We start from the raw sequence: 23537 nt of genomic DNA on the forward strand, positions 1-23537 counted from the left end.
GGCCATGAGGACCCAACCACCGCAATCTTCTCAGGACACTCCGCACCCGGATGCAGCGGGTGGACGCGCGCATTTCCTGCAGGTGTTTTTGTCCCAGCGCTCGCAAATGGAGGCGTTGGTCAGCCGCCGTGTGGGTTGCCGCGCCACGGCAGCCGACCTGGTGCAGGATCTGTTCCTGCGCTTCTGGCGTCGCCCGCTGGTGCAGGTCGAAGAGCTGAGCACCTACCTGCTGCGCTGCGCCGGCAACATCGCCATCGACCACCTGCGCAGCGAAAGCGCACGGGCGCGCAGCAGCGAAGGCTGGCTACCGGAACAATCCGACCACCAAGGCTGCGAACCCCAGGCAGCGCTGGAGGCGGGCAATGATCTGCGTCATGTGGAAGCCGCCTTGCGCAGCTTGCCCGAGCGCACCCGCCAGATTTTCCTGCTTAACCGCATCCACGGGCGCAAGTACACCGAAATTGCCAAGGCCATGGGCCTGTCCCAAAGCGCCGTGGAAAAACATATGATGCGCGCCCTCGAAGCCTGCAAGGCCAGCCTTCGCGAACCATCGCCTCCACGCACGCCAGGGAACGCCCCGTGAACGTCACGCCCACGCCCGCCCAGGAACAGGCCGCGCTCGATTGGTTGTGCCTGCTGCATGACCAGCCCAGCAGCGGCGACCAGGCCACGTTCAGCCGCTGGTTACGCGCAGATCCCGCACACGTCGAGGCATACTCCCAAGCCCAGGTGCTCTGGGAATTAAGCGAAGTACCGGCGCGCCAGCTGGCCGACGAGGACGCGCTCGCGTTGCAGGGCTACCTCAACACGATCAACGCCTCCAAACGCTCCCGGGTAGCGCGTTGGTCTGGTGCCTTGGCCGTCGCCGCCTGCCTGCTGCTGATGGTGTCGATGGGCGTCGGTTGGCAGCCGTCACGCTGGGTCGATGAGTGGGGCGCCGATTATGTGACGGCGCCGGGGGAGGTGAAGACCTTCACCCTGGCCGATCAATCCAAGGTCACCCTCGACGCCGACAGCGCCATCGCCGTGGATTTCAGCCAGGGCGAACGGCACATCCAATTGCGCCGTGGTGCAGGTTTTTTCAGCGTGACCCACACCGGCCAACCCTTCGTGGTGGAGGCGAGCGGCGGTGAAACGCGGGTAATGGGCACGCAGTTTGAAGTGCGCCTGCAACCTGGCGGCGCCGAGGTCACTGTGCTGTCCGGCCGTGTGGGCGTGACGCCCTCCAAACAGGGCCAGCAACAGGTGCTGACAGCAGGCCAGCAAGTGGCCTACGCCGATGGTATTGCCGACCCTTTGCATGGGGTCGACAGCGCCTCACGCCTGGCCTGGCGCGAGGGTTGGCTCAACTACTACAAGGCCCCCCTGGCCGATGTGGTCGAGGACCTGAGGCGTTATTACCCCGGTCGAATTCTTCTGCTTAACGAGGACATGGCCGCCAAACGCGTCAGCGGCAGCTTTCCGAGCCAGGACCCTGTAGCGGTCTTGAACGCCTTGCAAGCGGTGCTGGGTTTTGAACAGCACAGCCTGTTGGGCCGCATGATTGTGCTGCGCTAGGGCTGCGTTGGGGTTTTCGCTGCTGAATCTGTCAGGCAAGAAATACCTCAGCTCGACACGCTCGGCGATGGTGTCGCTGGAGGCCAATTTTAAATCACACCCCAGAGCTCGATGCGCAGAGCAGACTTGTGTGGGAGCTGGCTTGCCTGCGATAGCGGTGTGTCAGTCACAGGTATTGAACCTGTTACACCGCCATCGCAGGCAAGCCAGCTCCTACATTTGATTGGGTGTTACTTCAGGGCGGCCATGATTGCTTCGGGGTCGTAGTCGCGAATCAAGGTGCCGTTTACATCCACAAACGGAATCCCGCCACCGCCCAGTGCCTCATACGCCTTGCGCGCCTCGGCATCCTTCTCGATATCGACGGCTTGGTACGGGATACCCTTCTGGTCCAGAAAACGCCGGATCTGCTTGCAGTACCCACACCACTCGGTGGCATAGAGCACCACCCGCGCAGAGGAGCGTACGTGCTCGGGCGCAACCTGGGACGGGTTGAACAGCCGCTCCACCTTGCCCCAGTTCTGGATCGCAACCACCACCAGCAACACCAGCAGGACTTTCTTGAGCACCCCGCCCAGCATCAGTTACGGCGCTTGAGCTGGTCGGTCAGTTGGGTCGGCAGGCCCTTGATGATCAAGGTGCCGGCGGCTTCGTCGTACTCGATCTTGTCGCCCAGCAGGTGCGCTTCAAAGCTGATGGACAGGCCCTCGGCGCGCCCGGTGAAACGCCGGAACTGGTTGAGGGTGCGTTTGTCGGCCGGAATCTCCGGCGACAGGCCGTAATCCTTGTTGCGGATATGGTCGTAGAAGGCTTTTGGCCGCTCCTCATCGATCAGCCCGGAGAGCTCTTCCAGGCCCATGGGTTCGCCGAGCTTGGCCTGGCTGCTGGCGTAGTCCACCAGGGTCTTGGTTTTCTCGCGGGCGGACTCGTCGGGCAGGTCTTCGCTTTCAACGAAATCGCTGAACGCCTTGAGCAGGGTGCGGGTTTCGCCCGGGCCATCCACGCCTTCCTGGCAGCCGATAAAGTCGCGGAAGTACTCCGAGACCTTCTTGCCGTTCTTGCCTTTGATGAAGGAGATGTACTGCTTGGACTGCTTGTTGTTCTGCCACTCGGAGACGTTGATACGCGCCGCCAGGTGCAGTTGGCCCAGGTCCAGATGGCGCGAGGGCGTCACATCCAGCTCGTCGGTCACTGCCACGCCTTCGCTGTGGTGCAGCAGGGCGATAGCCAGGTAGTCGGTCATGCCTTGCTGGTAATGGGCAAACAGCACATGGCCGCCGGTGGAGAGGTTGGATTCCTCCATCAGCTTTTGCAGGTGCTCTACCGCCGTGCGGCTGAAGGTGGTGAAGTCCTGGCCACCGTCAAAGTATTCCTTCAACCAACCGCTGAACGGGTGCGCGCCGGACTCGGCATGGAAGAAACCCCAGGCCTTGCCTTGTTTGGCGTTGTAGCTCTCGTTGAGGTCGGCAAGCATGTTCTCGATGGCGGCGGACTCGGACAGCTCCGAGTCGCGGGCGTGAAGAACTGCGGGTGTGCCGTCGGGTTTTTTGTCGATCAGGTGGACGATGCAATGACGGATCGGCATAGGCTTCTCGGCTGGTTGAAGGGGAGCGGTTGGCCTCCCCGAAAAGTCGCCCAGTGTACCGCACCCATTGGTCAAGACGTGCCCCGAACGGCATTTTGCACGCCCTCCCACTGGCCATATGCCTTTTTTTCACGGTTTAGAGCGATAAAGCTGACCAAATGGGTATGTTGAGGCGGATATTTCCCCGTCTCTGTGCTAGTTTTGCCCCGTCTTACGCCAAGTCTCGGCGTTAAGCGTGCATTCAGCATTTGTCAGGTCGAACCAATCCCCGTTTCAAGCATCTATAACCCCGATCTCCGTGGTTATGGCCGGGGATGCCAGGCCATGACGGTCGGGCTCGACGGCTGACACTGCACTCTGCAATCCATATGAATTTGATAGGGAAGGAACACCACAATGGCTATTACTAAAGACCAACTGATCGCTGACCTGGCTGAAGCAGTAGACGCACCGAAAACTACCGTGCGCGCTCTGCTGGACCAACTGAGCCAAGTTGTTGCTGATCAGCTGGAAAATGGCGGCGAAATCACTCTGCCAGGCGTTGGCAAACTGAAAGTGACCGAGCGTCCTGCCCGTACTGGCCGTAACCCTTCGACTGGCGCTGCCATCGAAATCGCTGCCAAGAAAGTTATCAAGCTGGTTGTGGCTAAAGGCCTGACCGACGCTGTTAACAAGTAAGACGCAGCAAAAAAACCGTGCTTCGGAGTGATCCGGGCACGGTTTTTTATTGCCTGCGATTTTATTGTAGAGCGCGGTTATTGTGGCGAGGGAGCTTGCTCCCGCTGGAGTGCGCAGCGCTCCCAGGATTTTGGGGCCGCTGCGCTGCCCAGCGGGAGCAAGCTCCCTCGCCACAATGATTCTTATCGAACCCAGCGCTGGCGCCAGATCTGCTGCTCGTTCTTGGTCTGGAATGTCCAGGCCACAAAGCGGCTCTGCTTCTGCCCCTGGGACATCTCCACCACCTGGCTTTCCAGCACACCGGCTTTTTTCAGCGCGGTTTCGATCGCCGGCAAGTTGGACGCTTTGGACACCAGGGTGCTGAACCACAGCACTTTATGCGCAAAATGCGCGCTCTCGGCGATCAGCTGCGTCACAAACCGCGCTTCTCCACCTTCACACCACAGTTCGGCCGATTGACCACCGAAGTTAAGCACCGGCAACTTGCGTTTCGGGTCGGCCTTGCCCAAGGCGCGCCATTTACGCTCGCTGCCTTTGGTGGCTTCGTCCATGGATGCATGGAACGGCGGGTTGCACATCGTAAGGTCAAAGCGCTCACCCGGTTCCAGCAGGCCCAACAGGATCTGCTTGGGGTTGGGTTGCTGGCGCAGCTGGATGACCTTGCTCAGGTCGTTGGACTGCACGATGGCCTTGGCGGCGGACACAGCGATCGGGTCGACCTCCGAGCCCAGGAAGTTCCAGCGGTATTCCATATAGCCAATCAGCGGGTACACGCAGTTGGCGCCCATACCGATGTCCAGCACCTTGACGATCGAGCCCCGCGGGATCTTGCCGTCGTTGACGCTGGCCAGCAGGTCGGCGAGAAAGTGCACGTAGTCGGCACGCCCCGGCACCGGTGGGCACAGGTAGTCGGCAGGGATGTCCCAATGCTGGATGCCGTAGAAAGACTTCAACAGTGCCCGGTTGAACACCCGCACCGCATCCGGGCTGGCGAAGTCGATGCTCTCTTTGCCGTAGGGGTTGATGATCACGAACTGCGCCAGTTCCGGCGTGGTCTTGATCAGTGCCGGGAAGTCGTAACGGCCCGTGTGGCGGTTGCGCGGGTGCAGGGTGGCCTCTTTGCGCGGCGCGACGGGTTTGGCCGTGGCGGCGGTTTTAGGCTTCTTGCGCGGTGGTTTGGGCGTAGTGGGGGCGGTCATGATGATTCTGGTGTTGGCTCAATGTGGTGGGCATTGTCACACATTCCTGAACACAACTCGGTCAAATGTGGGAGCTGGCTTGCCTGCGATAGCATCACCTCGGTCTGCCTGATACACCGAGTCGTCAGTATCGCAGGCAAGCCAGCTCCCACAGGGATAGGGTTTTGATTGGGAAATGGTGTGGTTTTCCTGGACAAAAAAAAGAGGCCCGAAGGCCTCTTTCTCTACACGGTTTCCCCTTACAGGCTGGAAATCCGCGCGTGTTGCTCCGCCAGCTTGCCCAAGGCCTGTTCAGCCTCGGCCAACTTGGCGCGTTCTTTCTCGATCACTTCAGCTGGCGCTTTGTCGACGAACGCCGCGTTGGACAGCTTGCCGCCCACTCGCTGCACTTCGCCTTGCAGACGCGCAATTTCCTTGTCGAGGCGGGCCAGTTCCGCGCCCTTGTCGATCAGGCCGGCCATCGGCACCAGCACTTCCATATCACCCACCAACGCGGTGGCAGACAACGGTGCTTCGGCATCGGCAGCCAATACGGTGATCGACTCCAGCTTGGCCAGCTTCTTGAGCAGCGCATCGTTCTCGCTGAGGCGACGCTGGTCTTCGGCACTGGCGTTCTTGACGAACACGGCCAGCGGCTTGCCCGGACCGATGTTCATCTCGGCGCGGATGTTACGTGTGCCGAGCATCAGAGTCTTGAGCCATTCGATATCGCTTTCGGCGGCCTCATCGATGCGCGCTTCGTTGGCCACCGGCCAAGGTTGCAGCATGATGGTCTTGCCTTCGATACCGGCCAGCGGCGCCAGGCGCTGCCAGATTTCTTCGGTGATGAACGGCATGAACGGGTGCGCCAGGCGCAACGCCACTTCCAGCACACGCACCAGGGTGCGACGGGTGCCGCGCTGGCGTTCGACCGGCGCGTTTTCGTCCCACAGTACCGGCTTGGACAGTTCCAGGTACCAGTCGCAATACTGGTTCCAGATGAACTCGTACAGGGCCTGTGCGGCCAGGTCGAAACGGAACTGGTCGAGCTGGCGGGTCACTTCGGCTTCGGTGCGCTGCAACTGCGAGATGATCCAGCGATCCGCCAGGCTCAGCTCATAGGCTTCGCCGTTCTGGCCGCAGTCTTCGCCTTTGTCCAGCACGTAGCGCGCCGCGTTCCAGATCTTGTTGCAGAAGTTGCGATAGCCTTCGACGCGGCCCATGTCGAACTTGATGTCGCGACCGGTGGAGGCCAGCGAGCAGAAGGTGAAGCGCAGGGCGTCGGTGCCGTAGCTGGCGATGCCGTCGGCGAATTCGTCGCGGGTCTGCTTCTCGATCTTTTTCGCCAGTTTCGGCTGCATCAGGCCCGAGGTGCGTTTCTGCACCAGGGTTTCCAGGTCGATGCCGTCGATGATGTCCAGCGGGTCCAGGACGTTGCCCTTGGACTTGGACATCTTCTGGCCCTGGCCGTCGCGTACCAGGCCGTGTACGTACACGGTCTTGAACGGTACCTGCGGGGTGCCGTCTTCGTTCTTCACCAGGTGCATGGTGAGCATGATCATCCGGGCAACCCAGAAGAAAATGATGTCGAAGCCGGTGACCAGCACGTCGGTTGAGTGGAATTTCTTCAGGAACTCGGTCTGCTGCGGCCAGCCCAGGGTAGAGAAGGTCCACAGGCCCGAACTGAACCAGGTGTCCAGTACGTCGTTGTCCTGTTGCAGCGCGATGTCCGCGCCGAGGTTGTGCTTGGCACGCACTTCGGCTTCGTCGCGGCCTACATAGACCTTGCCCGACTCGTCGTACCAGGCCGGAATACGGTGGCCCCACCACAGCTGACGGCTGATGCACCAGTCCTGGATGTCGCGCATCCACGAGAAGTACATGTTTTCGTACTGTTTAGGCACGAACTGGATGCGGCCATCTTCCACGGCGGCAATCGCAGGTTCTGCCAGCGGCTTGGTGGACACGTACCACTGGTCGGTCAGCCACGGCTCGATCACGGTGCCGGAGCGGTCGCCCTTCGGCACTTTCAGGCCGTGGTCGTCAACGCTGACCAGCAAACCGGCAGCGTCGAAGGCGGCAACGATCTGTTTGCGCGCTTCAAAACGGTCCAGGCCTGCGTATTCGGCCGGGATCTTGCCGTCAATGCTGTCGTTGAGCGTGCCGTCCAGGTTGAACACCTGGCAGGCCGGCAATACGGCGGCATTCTTGTCGAAGATGTTCAGCAACGGCAGGTTGTGGCGCTTGCCGACTTCGTAGTCGTTGAAATCGTGGGCCGGGGTGATTTTCACGCAGCCGGTGCCGAACTCAGGGTCGCAGTAGTCATCCGCGATGATCGGGATACGGCGGCCAACCAGTGGCAGTTCGACGAATTTGCCGATCAGCGCCTGGTAGCGCTCGTCGTTCGGGTTAACGGCGACGGCGGCATCGCCGAGCATGGTTTCCGGTCGGGTGGTGGCGACGATCAGGTAATCATTGCCTTCAGCGGTCTTGGCGCCGTCGGCCAGCGGGTACTTGAGGTTCCACAGGAAGCCTTTCTCGTCGTGGTTTTCCACTTCAAGGTCGGAAATGGCCGTGTGCAACTTGGTGTCCCAGTTGACCAGGCGCTTGCCGCGGTAGATCAGGCCGTCTTCATGCAAGCGCACGAAGGCTTCCTTAACGGCTTCGGACAGGCCGTCGTCCATGGTGAAGCGCTCGCGGCTCCAGTCTACGGACGAACCCAGGCGACGGATCTGACGGCTGATATTGCCGCCGGACTGGTCTTTCCATTCCCAGACTTTCTCCAGGAATTTCTCGCGACCCAGGTCGTGACGGTTCTGGCCGGTGGCTTCCAGTTGGCGCTCCACCAGCATCTGGGTGGCGATACCGGCGTGGTCGGTGCCCGGTTGCCACAGGGTGTCGCGACCCTGCATGCGGCGGAAGCGGATCAACGCATCCATGATCGCATTGTTGAAGCCATGGCCCATGTGCAGGCTGCCAGTGACGTTCGGTGGCGGAATCATGATGGTGTACGAGTCGCCCGCACCTTGTGGGGCGAAATAGTTCTCGGACTCCCAGGTGTTGTACCAGGAAGTTTCGATAGCGTGGGGCTGGTAGGTCTTATCCATGCGCGGCGGGACCCTAGTTGGCATTTATTCAGGAAAGCCGGCAAGTATAACGGGGCAAGGCGTGGAGGGCGAGTTGAAGACCGTTTAAAGGTCGATGCAAAACCAATGTGGGAGCTGGCTTGCCTGCGAAGGCGGTTTCTCAGTCACCAAAGGTTTTGACTGAGAAACCGCCTTCGCAGGCAAGCCAGCTCCCACAGGGGTCTATGCAAGGTTTAAGACTGGTATTGGCTGAGCAACCGCTCCATCCGCGCATCCATCCGACGCTTGATCTCGGCCTCGATATGCGGCGCAAAGTCATCGATCACATCCTGCATGATCAATTGCGCAGCGGCGCGCAGTTCGTTGTCCAGGTGCAGCAGCAGGGCGTCGGGGGCTTTTTCGGCGGCTGGAGCGGGTTCTGCAATCGCAGGTGCCGGCGCGGCAGGCTTGCCGCCGACCATGTCGAACAACAGCGGAATCTGTACCTCACCCTCGACCGTCTCGGTCAGCAGCGGCGGTTGCAGGTTGTCATCACCCAGCAACTGACGGATCGACTCCAGGTCATCCAGCAGGTGGTCGTCTTTTTTCAGCGTGTTGGGAGTGTCCATCATGTACTCAAAGTCGTTGTAGCCGGTGATCTTGCAGAGGATAGCCCTGTTCACGGTAGAAACGGAAACTCTCCCGCGCAGCCTGACGAATAGCCGGGTCTTCCACCACCACTTCCGCCACACGGGCGAACGCTTGGGCAAAGGCCGGTACTTTCAGGTCGAGGTTGACCAGCAAGTCATGGTGATCGCCGCAATTGTCCCCCAAGCCCAGGACTACCAGGCTTTCAGGTTCGGATTCGGCGGGGCCGTGGGGCACGAAGCTTTCGCCCTTGAATCGCCACAGACGGGCATCAAGTTCTTCACGTTGGGCGGCATCGCTGCAGTGCAGGTAGATGCGATGGCCCATGCGCCAGGCTTTTTCGGTGAGTTTGCAGGCAAAGTCCAGGCGCGCTAGGGGATCGGCGCTGGGCAATATATAGAAGTCGACTTGGGGCATTGGAAATCCTGGGGCTGGCCTGGTTGCCCCTCTGTAGGAGCGAGCTTGCTGTGGCGAGCAAGCTTGCTTGCGCTGTGGTGCGCAGTGCCCCTAAAAAGCCGGGGACTGCTACGCAGTCAACGGGAGCAAGCTCCCTCGCCACAGCAAGCTCGCTCCTACAGAGAGGCGCAGGGGCCGCTTAAGCTTTGGCGCGATCCAGCAGGTATTGGGTCAGCAGGGGTACCGGACGGCCAGTGGCGCCCTTGTCCTTGCCGCCGCTGGTCCAGGCCGTGCCGGCGATGTCCAGGTGAGCCCAGTTGAAGTTCTTGGCAAATCGCGACAGGAAGCAGGCTGCGGTGATGGTGCCGGCTTTCGGGCCACCGATGTTGGCGATGTCGGCGAACGGGCTATCGAGCTGTTCCTGGTACTCATCGAACAGCGGCAGTTGCCAGGCGCGGTCGTCGGCGGCCTTGCCGGCGCTGAGCAGTTGCTCGATCAGTTCGTCGTTATTGCCCAGCAGGCCCGAAGTGTGGGAACCCAAGGCAACGATGCACGCGCCGGTCAGGGTCGCGATGTCGATCACGGCCTGGGGCTTGAAGCGCTCGGCGTAGGTCAGGGCATCGCACAGCACCAGGCGGCCTTCGGCGTCGGTGTTGAGGATCTCCACAGTCTGGCCGCTCATGGTGGTGACGATATCGCCTGGGCGAGCCGCGCCGCCGCTCGGCATGTTCTCGGCACAGGCCAAAATGCACACCAGGTTGATCGGCAGCTTGAGTTCCAGCACGGCACGCAGGGTGCCGAACACGCTGGCGGCGCCGCCCATGTCGTACTTCATCTCGTCCATGCCGGCACCGGGCTTGAGGCTGATACCGCCGGTATCGAAGGTAATGCCTTTACCTACCAGGGCGTAAGGCTTCTCGGACTTCTTGCCGCCGTTGTATTGCATCACGATCAGGCGTGGCGGCTGGTCGCTGCCCTGGCCCACGGCATAGAACGAGCCCATGCCCAGGTCCTTGATCTTCTTCTCGTCCAGCACTTCAACCTTCAGGCCCTTGAACTCTTTGCCCAATGCCTTGGCCTGTTCGCCCAGGAATGTCGGGTGGCAGATGTTCGGCGGCAGGTTGCCCAGGTCGCGAGTGAACGACATGCCGTTGGCGATGGCCTGGGCGTGGGTGACGGCGCGCTGGACTTCAGCCTGGGCGGCCTTGATGGTCAGCAGGGTGATTTTCTTCAGGGCGCGCGGTTCGGTTTTCTGGCTCTTGAACTGGTCGAAAATATAGCCGCCGTCCACCAGCGACTCGGCCAGCAGGCGGGTCTTGCCGTAGCTGTCGCGGCCCTTGACCACGATTTCATCGAGCGCCAGCACCGCATCGCTGCCGCCCAGGCCCTTGAGGGTGGTGAGGATGCCGCTGACGATCTTGCGAAACGGACGGTCGCCCAGTTCGGCATCCTTGCCCACGCCCACCAGCAAAACGCGCTCGGCTTTAAGGTTGGGCAGGCTCTGCAGCAGCAGGCTCTGGCCGACCTTGCCGGCCAGGTCGCCGCGCTTGAGCACTGCGCTGATAGCGCCGCCGCTCAGTTCGTCCAGTTGCTTGGCGGCGACGCCGAGTGTGCGGCCTTCGCCGACAGCGACCACGAGGGTGGCGGTTTTCAACGTTTCGGGGCTAACGCTTTTTACAACCAATTCCATTTTCGGGTCCCTTATCAAGGTCTGTGAGCCGGGAGCTTGTACTCCGGCTTTAAAGCTCGGCAGCGTTGTAAACCGCCAGCGACAAAGGCCGCAGTTTGAACCTCGCCAACGGAGCCTGACAACCCTTGGCGCACGCTTTGTGCGTGCGCATGAGTAAGCTCCGTGACAGGCGAGGTCAATCACAGGATAATGCGCCATCTTTTTAGCCGGCCCGTGGTAAGCGGGTCGACTCGGTATGCTTGCTTGTTTGGCCGCCTTAGCCTGACAACCCTGGAGTGTCTGGTTTGATTGTCTTCCGTTATCTGTCCCGCGAAGTCCTGTTGACCCTGAGTGCCGTGAGTGCGGTGTTGCTGGTCATCATCATGAGTGGTCGTTTCGTCAAGTTCCTGGCCCAAGCCGCCGCTGGCGCCCTGGATCCGGGCTCACTGTTCCTGATCATGGGCTACCGGATGCCCGGCATGCTCCAGTTGATCCTGCCGCTTGGCCTGTTTCTCGGCATATTGCTGGCCTATGGCCGGCTGTACTTGGAAAGCGAGATGACCGTGCTGTCGGCCACCGGCATGAGCCAGCAGCGCCTGCTGGCCATGACCATGGTGCCTGCCGCCGGTGTTGCCCTGGTGGTGGCCTGGTTGAGCATGAGCCTGGCGCCCCAGGGGGCCATGCAATTCCAGCTGCTGCTGAACAAGCAGGATGCGATGACTGAGTTCGACACCCTCGAGCCCGGTCGCTTCCAGTCGCTCAGCGACGGTTCGCGAGTGACCTACACCGAAACCATGACCGACGACCGCTCCAACCTTGGCGGCGTGTTCATCTCCCAGAAGAACCTCGGTCAGAACCAGAAGGATCGGGGTATTTCGATCCTGGTGGCCGACAGCGGTCGCCAGGAAATCCGCCCCGATGGCAATCGCTACCTGATCCTGGAAAACGGCTACCGCTACGACGGCAGCCCTGGCCTGGCGGATTATCGAGCGATCAAGTACGACACCTATGGCGTCATGCTGCCCAAGGCCGAGATCAGTGACGAGGTCACCGACCGCGACGCACTGCCCACCTCATCGCTGTTCGGCAGCCCGGAGTTGCGCTCCATCGCCGAGTTGCAATGGCGCCTGTCCCTGCCGCTGCTGGTGTTTATCGTGACCCTGATGGCCGTGCCGCTGTCGCGCGTCAACCCGCGCCAAGGGCGTTTCCTCAAGTTGCTGCCGGCGATCCTGTTGTACATGGCCTACCTCACCATCCTGATTTCTGCCCGTGGTTCCCTGGAGAAGGGCAAGTTGCCGCCGGCCCTGGGCCTGTGGTGGGTGCACGGGGTTTTCCTGATGATCGGCCTGGGGCTGCTCTACTGGGAACCTATCCGTTTGAAAATGAAGAGCCGTCGTGGCCTGAAGGAGTTGGCCCGTGGCTAAGCTTGATCGCTACATCGGCATTAGCGTACTGATCGCCATCCTGGCGGTACTGGGCATCATCCTTGGCCTGGCCTTGCTGTTCGCCTTCATTGATGAAGTGGGCAACGTTACTGACACTTACACAGTCACGGACGTGCTGAGCTACGTCGCACTGACCGCGCCGCGCCGCCTCTACGACATGATGCCAATGGCCGCGCTGATTGGCTGCCTGATCGGCCTGGGCACCCTGGCCAGCAACAGCGAGCTGACCATCATGCGCGCCGCCGGGGTTTCCATCGGCCGTATCGTCTGGGCGGTGATGAAGCCGATGCTGCTGCTGATGGCCTGCAGTGTGCTGATCGGTGAATACGTCGCGCCACCGGCCGAAGCCACCGCCCAGGCCAATCGCGCCCTGGCCCAGGGTTCGGGCGATGCGCAAAGCGCCAAGCACGGCCTGTGGCACCGCCAGGGTGACGAGTTCATCCACATCAACGCCGTGCAACCGGGTGGCCTGTTGATCGGGGTGACCCGCTACACCTTCGACAAAGAACGGCACATGTTGTCGTCCAGCTTCGCCAAGCGCGCGCAGTACAGTGGCGAGCAATGGCAACTGAGCGACGTCACCACCACGCACTTCCGTAACGTGGGCCAGGGCACTCAGTCCAGCACCGAAGTGGTCAACGTGCCGACCGAACAGTGGGATATCGCCCTCAAGCCGGAATTGCTCAATACCGTGGTCATGGTGCCGGAAGCCCTGCCGATCTCCGGTTTGTGGAGCTATATCCACTACCTCAAGGAGCAGGGTTTGAACAATGGCCGCTACTGGCTGGCGTTCTGGGTGAAAGTCTTGCAGCCGGTGGTTACCGCCGCCTTGGTGTTGATGGCGATCTCCTTCATTTTCGGGCCATTGCGCTCCGTGACCCTGGGCCAACGGGTATTTACCGGCGTGCTGGTGGGCTTCACCTTCCGCATCGCCCAGGACTTGCTTGGGCCGTCGAGCCTGGTATTCGGCTTCTCGCCGCTGTTTGCGGTGCTGGTGCCAACAGCTATTTGTGCCGTGGCCGGGTTCTGGCTGCTGCGCCGGGCGGGTTGAAGCCGCGCTCGCTAAATGCCACTCACTGTAGGAGCGAGCTTGCTCGCGAAAGTCTGCGAAACGCAGCGTTTATCCAGAATAAGCGCGTTATCGTTGGCGATTTTCGCGAGCGAGCTCGCTCCTACAGTTTTAAGCCCCATTAAAGTGGGGCTTTTTTGTATTGGTCAGCAAAGATGACGTCTGGCCTGAGCATCAGGTACAATTCCCGGCTATTTTTCAGCGGGCAATCTGCCTGCAGCCTTTTTGAGTGTTGATCCGTGAGTGATTTGAGTCATATCCGCAATTTCTCCATCATCGCCCACATTGACCATGGCAAGTCGACGCTGGCCGATCGATTTATCCAGATGTGCGGCGGCCTTGCCGAGCGTGAAATGGAAGCCCAGGTACTGGATTCCATGGACCTCGAACGCGAGCGCGGGATCACCATCAAGGCCCACAGCGTCACGCTGTACTACAAGGCCAAAGACGGCATCACTTACCAACTGAACTTCATTGACACCCCTGGCCACGTTGACTTCACCTACGAAGTCAGCCGTTCGCTGGCGGCCTGTGAAGGTGCGTTGCTGGTGGTCGATGCCGGCCAGGGCGTCGAGGCGCAGTCGGTTGCCAACTGCTACACCGCGATCGAGCAGGGCCTGGAAGTCATGCCCGTGCTCAACAAGATCGACCTGCCCCAGGCCGAGCCTGAGCGCGTCAAGGAAGAGATCGAGAAGATCATCGGCATCGATGCCACCGACGCCGTCACCTGCAGCGCCAAGACCGGCCTGGGTGTCGACGAAGTGCTCGAACGTCTGGTGCACACCATTCCCGCGCCGACCGGCAACTACGAAGATCCGCTGCAAGCGTTGATCATCGACTCCTGGTTCGACAACTACCTGGGCGTTGTGTCCCTGGTGCGCGTGCGCCATGGCCGTGTGAAGAAGGGCGACAAGATCCTGGTCAAGTCCACTGGCAAGATCCACCTGGTGGACAGCGTCGGTGTATTCAACCCCAAGCACACCGCTACCGTTGATCTGAAAGCCGGTGAAGTAGGCTTCATCATCGCCGGCATCAAGGACATTCATGGTGCGCCAGTAGGTGACACCCTGACCTTGAGCTCCACGCCAGACGTCGACGTGCTGCCCGGCTTCAAGCGCATCCAGCCACAGGTCTACGCCGGCCTGTTCCCGGTCAGCTCCGATGACTTCGAAGATTTCCGCGAAGCCCTGCAAAAACTGACCCTCAACGACTCGTCGTTGCAGTACACCCCGGAAAGCTCCGACGCCCTGGGCTTCGGCTTCCGTTGCGGATTCCTGGGCATGCTGCACATGGAGATCATCCAGGAGCGCCTTGAGCGCGAATACGACCTGGACCTGATCACCACCGCGCCAACCGTTATTTTTGAGTTGCTGCTCAAAACCGGTGAAACGATTTACGTCGACAACCCCTCCAAGCTTCCGGACCTGTCGGCCATCGAAGACATGCGCGAGCCGATCGTGCGGGCCAATATCCTGGTACCGCAGGAACACTTGGGCAACGTCATTACCCTGTGCATCGAAAAACGTGGCGTGCAGCGCGACATGCTGTTCCTCGGTACCCAGGTACAAGTGACCTACGATATGCCGATGAACGAAGTGGTCCTGGACTTCTTCGACCGTCTCAAGTCCACCAGTCGCGGCTATGCTTCGCTGGACTACCATTTCGATCGTTACCAATCGGCTAATCTGGTGAAACTGGATGTGCTGATCAACGGCGACAAGGTAGATGCCTTGGCACTGATCGTGCACAAGGACAACGCGCACTACAAAGGTCGCCAACTGACCGAGAAGATGAAAGAACTGATTCCGCGCCAGATGTTCGACGTCGCGATCCAGGCCGCCATCGGCGGGCAGATCATTGCACGGACTTCCGTCAAGGCTCTCAGAAAGAACGTACTGGCCAAATGCTACGGCGGTGACGTAAGCCGTAAGCGCAAACTGCTTGAGAAGCAAAAGGCCGGTAAAAAACGCATGAAGCAAGTAGGCAACGTGGAAGTTCCACAAGAAGCCTTCCTTGCGGTGCTCAGGTTGGATAGTTAGGTCCTATGTCACTAAATTTCCCGCTGTTGCTGGTCATTGCCGTTGCCGTCTGTGGTCTCCTGGCGTTGCTCGATCTGGTGTTCTTCGCCCCGCGTCGTCGGGCGGCCATCGCTTCCTATCAGGGCAGCGTCAGCCAGCCCGATGCGGTGGTGGTCGAGAAGCTGAACAAAGAGCCCTTGCTGGTTGAGTACGGCAAGTCGTTCTTCCCGGTGTTGTTCATCGTGCTGGTGCTGCGCTCGTTTCTGGTAGAGCCGTTCCAGATCCCTTCGGGGTCGATGAAACCCACCCTGGACGTGGGCGACTTCATCCTGGTGAACAAGTTTTCCTACGGCATTCGCCTGCCGGTGATCGACAAGAAAGTCATCCCGGTGGGTGACCCGCAGCGCGGCGATGTGATGGTGTTCCGCTACCCAAGCGACCCGAACGTCAACTACATCAAGCGAGTCGTCGGCCTGCCGGGCGACGTGGTGCGCTACACCAGCGACAAGCGCCTGTTCATCAATGGTGAGTCGGTGGCCGAGAAGCTGTTGGGCGCCGAGCCGAATACCTTGGGCAGCGCCGAGCTGTACCAGGAAAAACTCGGTGCGGTGGAGCACCAAATCCGCAAGGAAATGAGCCGCTACCGTGCGATGCCGGATGGCCAGTGGAAAGTGCCTGCCGGGCACTACTTCATGATGGGCGACAACCGGGACAACTCCAACGACAGCCGCTACTGGGATGACCCCAACATTCCCAAGGATCTGCTGGGCATGGTGCCGGACGAGAACATTGTCGGCAAAGCCTTCGCGGTCTGGATGAGTTGGCCGGAACCCAAGCTCAGCCACCTGCCGAACTTCTCGCGGGTCGGGCTGATCAAGTAATACAAGCGGCGCTGTGAACACAGCGCCGAATGCTTTTCTGGGGCTTGGACATTTTCCGATGCCCGGTACCCATCAGGATTTGAATTTGAACACTGCGTCAATCGTCGATGGCCGCCGGTGCCATCAACTAGATATGGATAAACCGTGACCGTTTCTCTAAGTCGTCTCGAGCGTCAGCTCGGCTACACCTTCAAGGACCAGGAATTGATGGTCCTTGCCCTCACACATCGCAGCTTTGCAGGGCGCAATAACGAGCGCCTGGAATTCCTCGGTGACGCTATCCTCAATTTCGCCGCCGGCGAGGCGCTGTTCGAGCGCTTCCCCCAAGCGCGAGAAGGCCAGCTGTCGCGCCTGCGCGCACGCCTTGTGAAAGGCGAGACCCTGGCCGTGCTGGCCCGAGGCTTTGGCCTGGGCGAGTACCTGCGGCTGGGTTCCGGTGAGTTGAAAAGCGGCGGTTTCCGTCGCGAGTCAATCCTGGCTGATGCCCTGGAAGCCTTGATCGGTGCGATCTACCTCGATGCAGGCATGGAGACGGCCAAGGAGCGCGTTGTCGCCTGGCTGGCCTCGGAAATCGAAAGCCTGACGCTGGTAGATACCAACAAGGATCCCAAGACCCGCCTGCAAGAGTACCTGCAGTCCCGCGGTTGCGAACTGCCACGCTACGAAGTGGTGGATATCCAGGGCGAGCCCCATTGCCGGGTGTTCTTCGTGGAATGTGAAATCACTTTATTGAACGAAAAAAGCCGAGGTCAGGGTGTGAGCCGTCGTATTGCCGAACAGGTAGCGGCCGCTGCAGCACTGATTGCCCTGGGCGTGGAGAATGGCCATGACTGATTCAACCGCAACACGCTGTGGCTATGTTGCCATCGTCGGCCGCCCGAACGTGGGCAAGTCCACGCTGCTCAACCACATCCTCGGCCAGAAGCTCGCGATCACCTCGCGCAAGCCCCAGACCACCCGCCACAACATGCTGGGCATCAAGACCGAAGGCAACGTGCAAGCGGTGTATGTCGATACTCCTGGCATGCACAAAGGCGGCGAGAAAGCCCTGAACCGCTACATGAACAAGACCGCCTCGGCCGCGTTGAAAGACGTCGACGTGGTGATCTTCGTGGTCGACCGCACCAAGTGGACCGACGAAGACCAGATGGTCCTCGAGCGTGTGCAATACGTGACCGGCCCGTTGATCGTCGCGCTGAACAAGACCGACCGTATCGAAGACAAAGCCGAGCTGATGCCGCACCTGACCTGGTTGCAGGAACAACTGCCGAACGCCCAGATCATGCCGATCTCGGCCCAGCACGGCCACAACCTCGAAGCCCTGGAGCGCGTGATCGCCGGTTACCTGCCGGAAAACGAGCACTTCTTCCCGGAAGACCAGATCACCGACCGCAGCAGCCGCTTCCTTGCCGCCGAACTGGTCCGCGAGAAAATCATGCGCCAGATGGGCGCCGAGCTGCCGTACCAGATCACCGTCGAAATCGAAGAGTTCAAGCAGCAGGGCAAGACCTTGCACATTCATGCGCTGATCCTCGTCGAACGCGACGGCCAGAAGAAAATCATCATTGGCGACAAGGGCGAGCGTATCAAGCGCATCGGCACCGAAGCGCGCAAGGACATGGAGCTGCTGTTCGACTCCAAGATCATGCTCAACCTGTGGGTGAAGGTTAAGGGTGGCTGGTCCGATGATGAGCGTGCGTTGCGCTCTCTGGGCTATGGCGACCTGTAACGGGTTGCACAGTGACTGGCGGGCTTGCTGTGGCGAGGGAGCTTGCTCCCGCTGGGCCGCGGAGCGGCCCCAACAAGGTCGACGAGGTTTTTCAGGTATAACTCGGTGGCTGCTAGAGGGGCTGCTTCGCAGCCCAGCGGGAGCAAGCTCCCCTCGCCACACAAGCGCTCTCCTTCTTTAGAGATTCCCCGTCTCATGTCGCAATCCCCACCCCCCAGCCAACCCGCCTACGTCCTGCACAGCCGCGCCTACCGCGAAACCAGTGCGTTGGTGGACTTCCTCACGCCCCAAGGCCGACTGCGCGCAGTCTTGCGCAGCGCACGGGGCAAGGCGGGCACCTTGGCGCGGCCGTTCGTGGCGCTCGACGTGGAGTTTCGCGGCAAGGGCGAGCTGAAAAACGTCGGCCGCCTGGAAAGCGTTGGCACCTCGGCCTGGCTGAATGGCGATGCGCTGTTCAGCGGCCTTTACCTCAATGAGCTGCTGATTCGCCTGCTGCCCGCCGAAGACCCGCACCCGGCAGTCTTTGATCACTACGCTGCCACCTTGCTGGCCCTCGCTGAAGGCCGTCCGCTGGAACCGCTGCTGCGCGCTTTCGAATGGCGTTTGCTCGACGACCTTGGCTACGGCTTCGAACTGGCCAACGACTTGCACGGAGAGCCCATCGCCGCCGATGGCATGTATCGCCTGCAAGTCGATGCGGGGCTTGAGCGCGTGTACCTGCTGCAGCCCGGCCTGTTTCAGGGCACCGAACTGCTGGCCATGAGTGAAGCCGACTGGCACGCTCCCGGTGCGCTGTCCGCCGCCAAGCGCCTGATGCGCCAGGCCCTGGCCGTGCACCTGGGCGGGCGGCCGCTGGTCAGTCGCGAGTTGTTTCGAAAGCCCTGACATCCCCGTGTATGCTGTGCACCGATTCTTTCCCTTTTCAGGAGCGCTTCCGTGACCACCAGCAATCGCATTCTTCTTGGCGTCAACATCGACCACGTCGCCACCCTGCGCCAGGCCCGGGGCACCCGTTACCCTGACCCGGTCAAGGCCGCGCTGGACGCCGAAGAAGCGGGCGCCGACGGCATCACCGTGCACCTGCGCGAAGACCGCCGTCACATCCAGGAGCGCGATGTGCTGCTGCTCAAGGACGTGCTGCAAACCCGCATGAACTTCGAAATGGGCGTCACCGAAGAAATGATGACGTTCGCCGAGCGCATTCGCCCGGCGCATATCTGCCTGGTACCGGAAACTCGCCAGGAGCTGACCACCGAAGGCGGCCTCGACGTCGCCGGCCAGGAAGCGCGGATCAAGGCCGCGGTGGAGCGCCTGTCGCGGATCGGCAGCGAAGTCTCGCTGTTTATCGACGCCGACGAACGCCAGATCGAAGCCTCCCGCCGTGTCGGCGCCCCGGCGATCGAGTTGCACACTGGTCGTTATGCCGATGCCACCACGCCGACCGAAGTGGCCGACGAGCTGCAACGCATCATCGACGGCGTGAACTGCGGGCTCAACGAAGGCTTGATCGTCAATGCCGGCCATGGCTTGCATTACCACAACGTCGAAGCCGTGGCTGCGATCAAGGGCATCAACGAACTGAATATCGGCCACGCCCTGGTGGCGCACGCGCTTTTCGTCGGTTTCAAAGGCGCCGTGGCCGAGATGAAAGCCCTGATTCTGGCCGCTGCCAAGCCCTGATCGCACATTAACCTGTAGGAGCGAGCTTGCTCGCGAAGGTCGTTAACGATGACGCGGGGAGTCTGGCTCCCCGCGTTGTTCTCAGGTCTTTCGCGAGCAAGCTCGCTCCTACAGGTTTGAGCCATGTTTCATCTGTGCGGCAATGCGAAGCCTTACTGTTTAGCCGACGCAGGTGTATCGTATCAGCCCTTTGCGGGCCCTTGGCCTGCGGCAGATACGCGAGGTTGTTGTGTCCCGATCCTTTTCCCGTCGACAAATCCTGGGTGGTCTTGCTGGCCTGGCCGTAGTAGGCGTCGGTGCCGGCGGTGGCTACCGCTACTGGCTGGGGAAAGTCGCTGAGTCCGAGGCGGGGCACGATTACGAGCTGATCGCCGCGCCCCTGGACGTAGAGTTGGTGCCGGGGCACAAGACCCAGGCCTGGGCGTTCGGCCCATCGGCGCCGGGCACCGAGTTGCGGGTGCGCCAAGGCGAATGGCTGCGGGTGCGCTTTATCAATCATCTGCCAGTCGCCACTACCATCCACTGGCACGGCATCCGCCTGCCGCTGGAAATGGACGGCGTGCCCTACGTCTCGCAATTGCCGGTGCTGCCTGGCGAATACTTCGACTACAAATTCCGCGTGCCCGATGCCGGCAGCTACTGGTATCACCCTCACGTGAGCAGCAGCGAAGAACTCGGCCGTGGCCTCGTCGGCCCGTTGATCGTGGAAGAGCGCGAACCCACCGGTTTCCAGTACGAGCGCACCTTGAGCCTGAAGAACTGGCACATCGACGAAGAGGGCGCATTTGTCGAGTTCAGCATCCCCCGTGAAGCGGCGCGTGGCGGCACGGCCGGGCGCCTCTCGACTATCAACGGCGTGCCCCAGGCGGTGATCGACCTGCCGGCTGGGCAAATCACCCGCGTGCGCCTACTCAACCTCGACAACACCCTGACTTATCGCCTCAATATTCCTGGCGTCGAAGCGCAGATCTATGCCCTGGACGGTAACCCCATCGAGCCGCGCCCGTTGGGCAAGGAATATTGGCTGGGCCCGGGCATGCGCATTTGCCTGGCGATCAAGGCGCCACCGGCGGGCGAAGAACTGTCGCTGCGCAACGGCCCGGTGCGCCTTGGCACCTTCCGCTCTGTCGCCAATACCGACGCGCCTACCGCATGGCCACCGGCATTGCCGGCCAACCCGGTTGCCGAGCCAGACCTGGCCAATGCCGAGAAACTCAACTTCAATTTCGAATGGGTCGGCTCAGTGTCGGTCAACGTCGAAAACGGCAAGCCGCCGAGCCTGTGGCAGATCAACGGCCAGGCCTGGGACATCACCGACAAGACCTGTGCCGACCGCCCGATTGCCAAGCTGGAGAAGGGCAAGAGTTACATTTTCGAATTGAAGAACATGACCCAATACCAGCACCCGATCCACCTGCACGGGATGAGCTTCAAGGTGCTTGCGTCCAACCGCCACAAGGTGATCCCGTATTTCACCGACACCTACCTGCTGGGCAAGAACGAACGCGCCCGCGTGGCCTTGGTGGCGGATAACCCAGGAGTGTGGATGTTCCATTGCCATGTGATCGACCACATGGAAACCGGCCTGATGGCCGCCATCGAGGTGGCGTGATGCGCCAGATTCGCCCCGCCGCGATTATCGACCGCAGCCGCGACCAGGACTTTATGCGCGAAGCCCTGGCGCTCGCCGCCCAAGGCGCTGAATTGGGCGAAGTGCCGGTGGGTGCGGTGCTGGTGCAGGACGGTGAAATCATCGGCCGCGGCTTCAACTGCCCCATCAGTGGCAACGACCCCAGCGCCCATGCCGAAATGGTCGCGATCCGCGCCGCTGCACAAGCGATCAGCAACTATCGGCTGGTGGGCAGCACGCTGTACGTGACGCTGGAACCGTGCAGCATGTGCGCGGGTTTGATCGTGCATTCGCGGGTGGCGCGGGTGGTGTATGGCGCGCTGGAGCCGAAGGCGGGCATCGTGCAAAGCCAGGGGCAGTTTTTTACCCAGGGTTTTCTAAACCATCGGGTGTTGTTTGAGGGCGGGGTATTGGCCGAGGAGTGTGGGGCTGTCCTGAGCGAGTTCTTCAAAGCCCGACGAGCTAAACCGTGATGATCGTTCCCACGCTCCGCGTGGGAACGCAGCACAGGACGCTCTGCGTCCCAAAGCGTGACGTAGAGCGTCACAAGAGGCATTCCCACGCAGAGCGTGGGAACGATCATAGTGGTGTCATTTACGAGCGATGATCACCGCCCGCATCGGCGCCGGCAGCCCTTCAATGGTCTTGCTGTGATCCTCAGGGTCCAGGAAATCACTCAGCGACTGATACTTCATCCACTGCGTCCCACGCTGCTCCTCAACCGTGGTCATGCTCACATCCACGCACCGCACATCACTGAACCCGGCCCGGCGCAGCCACAGCATCAACGCCGGTACCGACGGCAGGAACCACACGTTGCGCATCTGGGCGTAACGGTCTTCTGGCACCAGCACTTGTTGTTGGTCGCCTTCCACCACCAATGTTTCCAACACCAACTCGCCGCCCTTGACCAGGGTGTCCTTCAACGCCAGCAAATGCTCGATGGGCGAGCGGCGGTGGTAGAACACGCCCATGGAAAATACCGTGTCAAAGCCTTCCAGGTTCGCCGGCAAGTCTTCGAACGGGAACGGCAGGTGCCAGGCCTTGGGCTCGGACAAGTAGCGCTGCACGGCCTGGAACTGGCAGAAGAACAGCCAGTTGGGGTCCACGCCAATCACGCTGTCGGCCCCGGCGCCGAGCATGCGCCACATGTAGTAGCCGTTGCCGCAGCCCACATCGAGGATGCGCTTGCCTTTGAGGTCCAGGTGCGGCGCGACCCGCGACCACTTCCAGTCCGAACGCCACTCGGTGTCCACATGCACGCCGAACAGATGGAACGGGCCTTTGCGCCAGGGGCTCAGGCCCATCAGCGCCGTGTGCATCTGCGCGCGGGTGGCGTCGTCGCAATCGGTGTCCAGCACCAGGCCGTTGAGCAAATCTACGCTGTTGGGCTGGATCTTCGGCAGCGCATCCAAGGCGCTCTGCCAGCGCTCCAGGTCGCCATGGCCTTTTTCCATCTTGCTATCGAGCTGCGCTTGCAGGCCCTGGGCCCACACGGCCAAAGGAGTGCCTACCAGGTGGCGGGCGAGGGGGGACAAATCAATCATGGCAAGGCAATCAACGAGGCAAAGTTAAGACACTGGAACCACGGCACGACTTTCGAGAACCCGGCCGCCAGCAGGCGTTCGCGGTGTTCTTCGAGGCTGTCGGGCTTCATGACGTTTTCGATGGCGCTGCGCTTCTGGGCGATTTCCAGCTCGCTGTAGCCGTTGGCGCGCTTGAAGGCGATATGCAGGTCGGTCAGCAGCGCGTGCTCTTCAACATCGTTAAAGCGCAGCTTTTCCGAGAGGATCAAGGCCCCGCCCGGCAGCAGCGCCTGGCGAATGCGCCCCAGCAACGCCAGGCGCTCCTGGGGGGCGATAAATTGCAGGGTGAAGTTCAGGGCCACCACCGAGGCGGGCTTGAATTGCAGGGCGAGAATATCGCCCTCGATCACCTCCACGGGCAGCAACTCCTGGAACATCGAGTCCTGGCCATTGAGGTATTCGCGACAGCGCTCGACCATCGCGGCGGAGTTGTCCACGGCGATCACCCGGCAACCCTCGGTGCGTACATGGCGGCGCAGGGCTTGGGTCACGGCCCCCAGGGAAGAGCCCAGGTCATACAGCACGCTGTGGGGCTGGGCAAATTGCGCGGCCAGCACGCCGAGGTTCTCGACGATGGTGGGGTAACCCGGCACCGAGCGCTTGATCATGTCCGGGAACACCCGCACCACATCCTCGTTAAAGGCGAAGTCCGGCACCTGGGGCAGGGGCTGGGCGAATAGGCGATCGGGTTCTTTGCTCACGGTTGTTCCGGCGACGGTGGGG

22 protein-coding genes and 1 pseudogene are annotated in these 23537 nt (G+C 61.1%); 14 read left to right on the forward strand and 9 right to left on the reverse strand.

The window, feature by feature from the left end; translation table 11 throughout:
- Positions 1-4: 4 nt before the first annotated feature.
- Together BT204_RS16905 and BT204_RS16910 are read left to right on the forward strand one after the other, a co-directional pair.
- Positions 5-583 carry an RNA polymerase sigma factor gene (locus BT204_RS16905; RefSeq protein ID WP_054897746.1) on the forward strand — a complete coding sequence of 193 codons (579 nt, stop codon included), beginning with the start codon at positions 5-7 and terminating at the stop codon, positions 581-583.
- On the forward strand, positions 580-1557 hold the full coding sequence (locus tag BT204_RS16910; protein WP_072447561.1) for a FecR family protein: 978 nt from the start codon (positions 580-582) through the stop codon (positions 1555-1557). Before BT204_RS16905 ends, BT204_RS16910 begins: the two co-directional genes overlap by 4 nt.
- 230 nt (positions 1558-1787) lie before the next feature.
- On the opposite strand, the gene BT204_RS16915 is transcribed toward BT204_RS16910, so the two are convergent.
- Together BT204_RS16915 and yejK are read right to left on the reverse strand one after the other, a co-directional pair.
- Positions 1788-2138 (reverse strand): glutaredoxin family protein, encoded by a 351-nt coding sequence (locus tag BT204_RS16915; protein WP_072447564.1) that lies wholly within the window; start codon positions 2136-2138, stop codon positions 1788-1790.
- Positions 2138-3142 (reverse strand): nucleoid-associated protein YejK, encoded by a 1005-nt coding sequence (gene yejK / locus BT204_RS16920; RefSeq protein ID WP_065885922.1) that lies wholly within the window; start codon positions 3140-3142, stop codon positions 2138-2140. Before yejK ends, BT204_RS16915 begins: the two co-directional genes overlap by 1 nt.
- 396 nt (positions 3143-3538) lie before the next feature.
- On the opposite strand from yejK, the gene BT204_RS16925 reads away from it, so the two are divergent.
- Positions 3539-3820, forward strand: a complete 282-nt coding sequence (locus BT204_RS16925; RefSeq protein ID WP_003188840.1) for an HU family DNA-binding protein — start codon at positions 3539-3541, stop codon at positions 3818-3820.
- Between the two features lie 182 nt (positions 3821-4002).
- On the opposite strand, the gene rlmF is transcribed toward BT204_RS16925, so the two are convergent.
- The 5 genes from rlmF to BT204_RS16950 all read right to left on the reverse strand — a co-directional run bounded on the left by rlmF (position 4003) and on the right by BT204_RS16950 (position 10797).
- Complete coding sequence (gene rlmF / locus BT204_RS16930) at positions 4003-5019, reverse strand: 23S rRNA (adenine(1618)-N(6))-methyltransferase RlmF (RefSeq protein ID WP_034128662.1); 1017 nt, start codon at positions 5017-5019, stop codon at positions 4003-4005.
- A gap of 239 nt (positions 5020-5258) precedes the next feature.
- A complete protein-coding gene (locus BT204_RS16935) occupies positions 5259-8105 on the reverse strand; it encodes a valine--tRNA ligase (protein WP_054897749.1) in 2847 nt (948 codons plus the stop codon).
- Positions 8106-8317: 212 nt separating this feature from the next.
- Positions 8318-8692: a DNA polymerase III subunit chi gene (locus BT204_RS16940; protein WP_072447566.1), complete on the reverse strand. Its 375-nt coding sequence runs from the start codon at positions 8690-8692 to the stop codon at positions 8318-8320.
- A gap of 7 nt (positions 8693-8699) precedes the next feature.
- Complete coding sequence (locus tag BT204_RS16945; RefSeq protein WP_034128659.1) at positions 8700-9128, reverse strand: DNA polymerase III subunit chi; 429 nt, start codon at positions 9126-9128, stop codon at positions 8700-8702.
- Positions 9129-9306: 178 nt separating this feature from the next.
- Positions 9307-10797 (reverse strand): leucyl aminopeptidase, encoded by a 1491-nt coding sequence (locus BT204_RS16950; RefSeq protein WP_072447568.1) that lies wholly within the window; start codon positions 10795-10797, stop codon positions 9307-9309.
- Positions 10798-11081: 284 nt separating this feature from the next.
- On the opposite strand from BT204_RS16950, the gene lptF reads away from it, so the two are divergent.
- From lptF to tadA, 11 genes and pseudogenes are all read left to right on the forward strand, one after another.
- Positions 11082-12200 (forward strand): LPS export ABC transporter permease LptF, encoded by a 1119-nt coding sequence (gene lptF / locus BT204_RS16955; RefSeq protein ID WP_034128657.1) that lies wholly within the window; start codon positions 11082-11084, stop codon positions 12198-12200.
- Positions 12193-13272: an LPS export ABC transporter permease LptG gene (gene lptG, locus BT204_RS16960; protein ID WP_003188851.1), complete on the forward strand. Its 1080-nt coding sequence runs from the start codon at positions 12193-12195 to the stop codon at positions 13270-13272. Before lptF ends, lptG begins: the two co-directional genes overlap by 8 nt.
- Positions 13273-13529: 257 nt before the next feature.
- Positions 13530-15329 (forward strand): translation elongation factor 4, encoded by a 1800-nt coding sequence (gene lepA, locus BT204_RS16965; protein WP_003188853.1) that lies wholly within the window; start codon positions 13530-13532, stop codon positions 15327-15329.
- Positions 15330-15334: 5 nt separating this feature from the next.
- Positions 15335-16189: a signal peptidase I gene (gene lepB, locus BT204_RS16970; protein ID WP_003188855.1), complete on the forward strand. Its 855-nt coding sequence runs from the start codon at positions 15335-15337 to the stop codon at positions 16187-16189.
- A gap of 144 nt (positions 16190-16333) precedes the next feature.
- Positions 16334-17023, forward strand: a complete 690-nt coding sequence (gene rnc, locus BT204_RS16975) for a ribonuclease III (protein ID WP_003188856.1) — start codon at positions 16334-16336, stop codon at positions 17021-17023.
- Positions 17016-17918 (forward strand): GTPase Era, encoded by a 903-nt coding sequence (era, locus tag BT204_RS16980; RefSeq protein ID WP_005785147.1) that lies wholly within the window; start codon positions 17016-17018, stop codon positions 17916-17918. Before rnc ends, era begins: the two co-directional genes overlap by 8 nt.
- Before the next feature lie 195 nt (positions 17919-18113).
- Positions 18114-18803 carry a DNA repair protein RecO gene (gene recO, locus BT204_RS16985; RefSeq protein WP_034128656.1) on the forward strand — a complete coding sequence of 230 codons (690 nt, stop codon included), beginning with the start codon at positions 18114-18116 and terminating at the stop codon, positions 18801-18803.
- Positions 18804-18854: 51 nt separating this feature from the next.
- Positions 18855-19598 (forward strand): pyridoxine 5'-phosphate synthase, encoded by a 744-nt coding sequence (pdxJ, locus tag BT204_RS16990; RefSeq protein WP_034128655.1) that lies wholly within the window; start codon positions 18855-18857, stop codon positions 19596-19598.
- A gap of 26 nt (positions 19599-19624) precedes the next feature.
- Positions 19625-19711, forward strand: a pseudogene (locus BT204_RS28310) (outer membrane lipoprotein carrier protein LolA); the annotation flags it as partial.
- A 116-nt stretch (positions 19712-19827) separates the two neighbouring features.
- Positions 19828-21210, forward strand: a complete 1383-nt coding sequence (locus BT204_RS17000) for a multicopper oxidase family protein (RefSeq protein WP_034128713.1) — start codon at positions 19828-19830, stop codon at positions 21208-21210.
- On the forward strand, positions 21210-21701 hold the full coding sequence (gene tadA, locus BT204_RS17005; RefSeq protein WP_072447572.1) for a tRNA adenosine(34) deaminase TadA: 492 nt from the start codon (positions 21210-21212) through the stop codon (positions 21699-21701). Before BT204_RS17000 ends, tadA begins: the two co-directional genes overlap by 1 nt.
- A gap of 117 nt (positions 21702-21818) precedes the next feature.
- On the opposite strand, the gene cmoB is transcribed toward tadA, so the two are convergent.
- Together cmoB and cmoA are read right to left on the reverse strand one after the other, a co-directional pair.
- A complete protein-coding gene (gene cmoB, locus BT204_RS17010; protein ID WP_072447574.1) occupies positions 21819-22775 on the reverse strand; it encodes a tRNA 5-methoxyuridine(34)/uridine 5-oxyacetic acid(34) synthase CmoB in 957 nt (318 codons plus the stop codon).
- Entirely contained in the window at positions 22772-23515 is a 744-nt protein-coding gene (gene cmoA, locus BT204_RS17015; RefSeq protein ID WP_047712669.1) for a carboxy-S-adenosyl-L-methionine synthase CmoA, read from the reverse strand. The genes cmoB and cmoA overlap by 4 nt, the downstream gene beginning before the upstream one ends.
- Positions 23516-23537 lie beyond the last annotated feature (22 nt).

Origin of the sequence: Pseudomonas sp. NFPP02, assembly GCF_900119355.1 — a bacterium.
GTDB lineage: Bacteria > Pseudomonadota > Gammaproteobacteria > Pseudomonadales > Pseudomonadaceae > Aquipseudomonas > Aquipseudomonas paracarnis.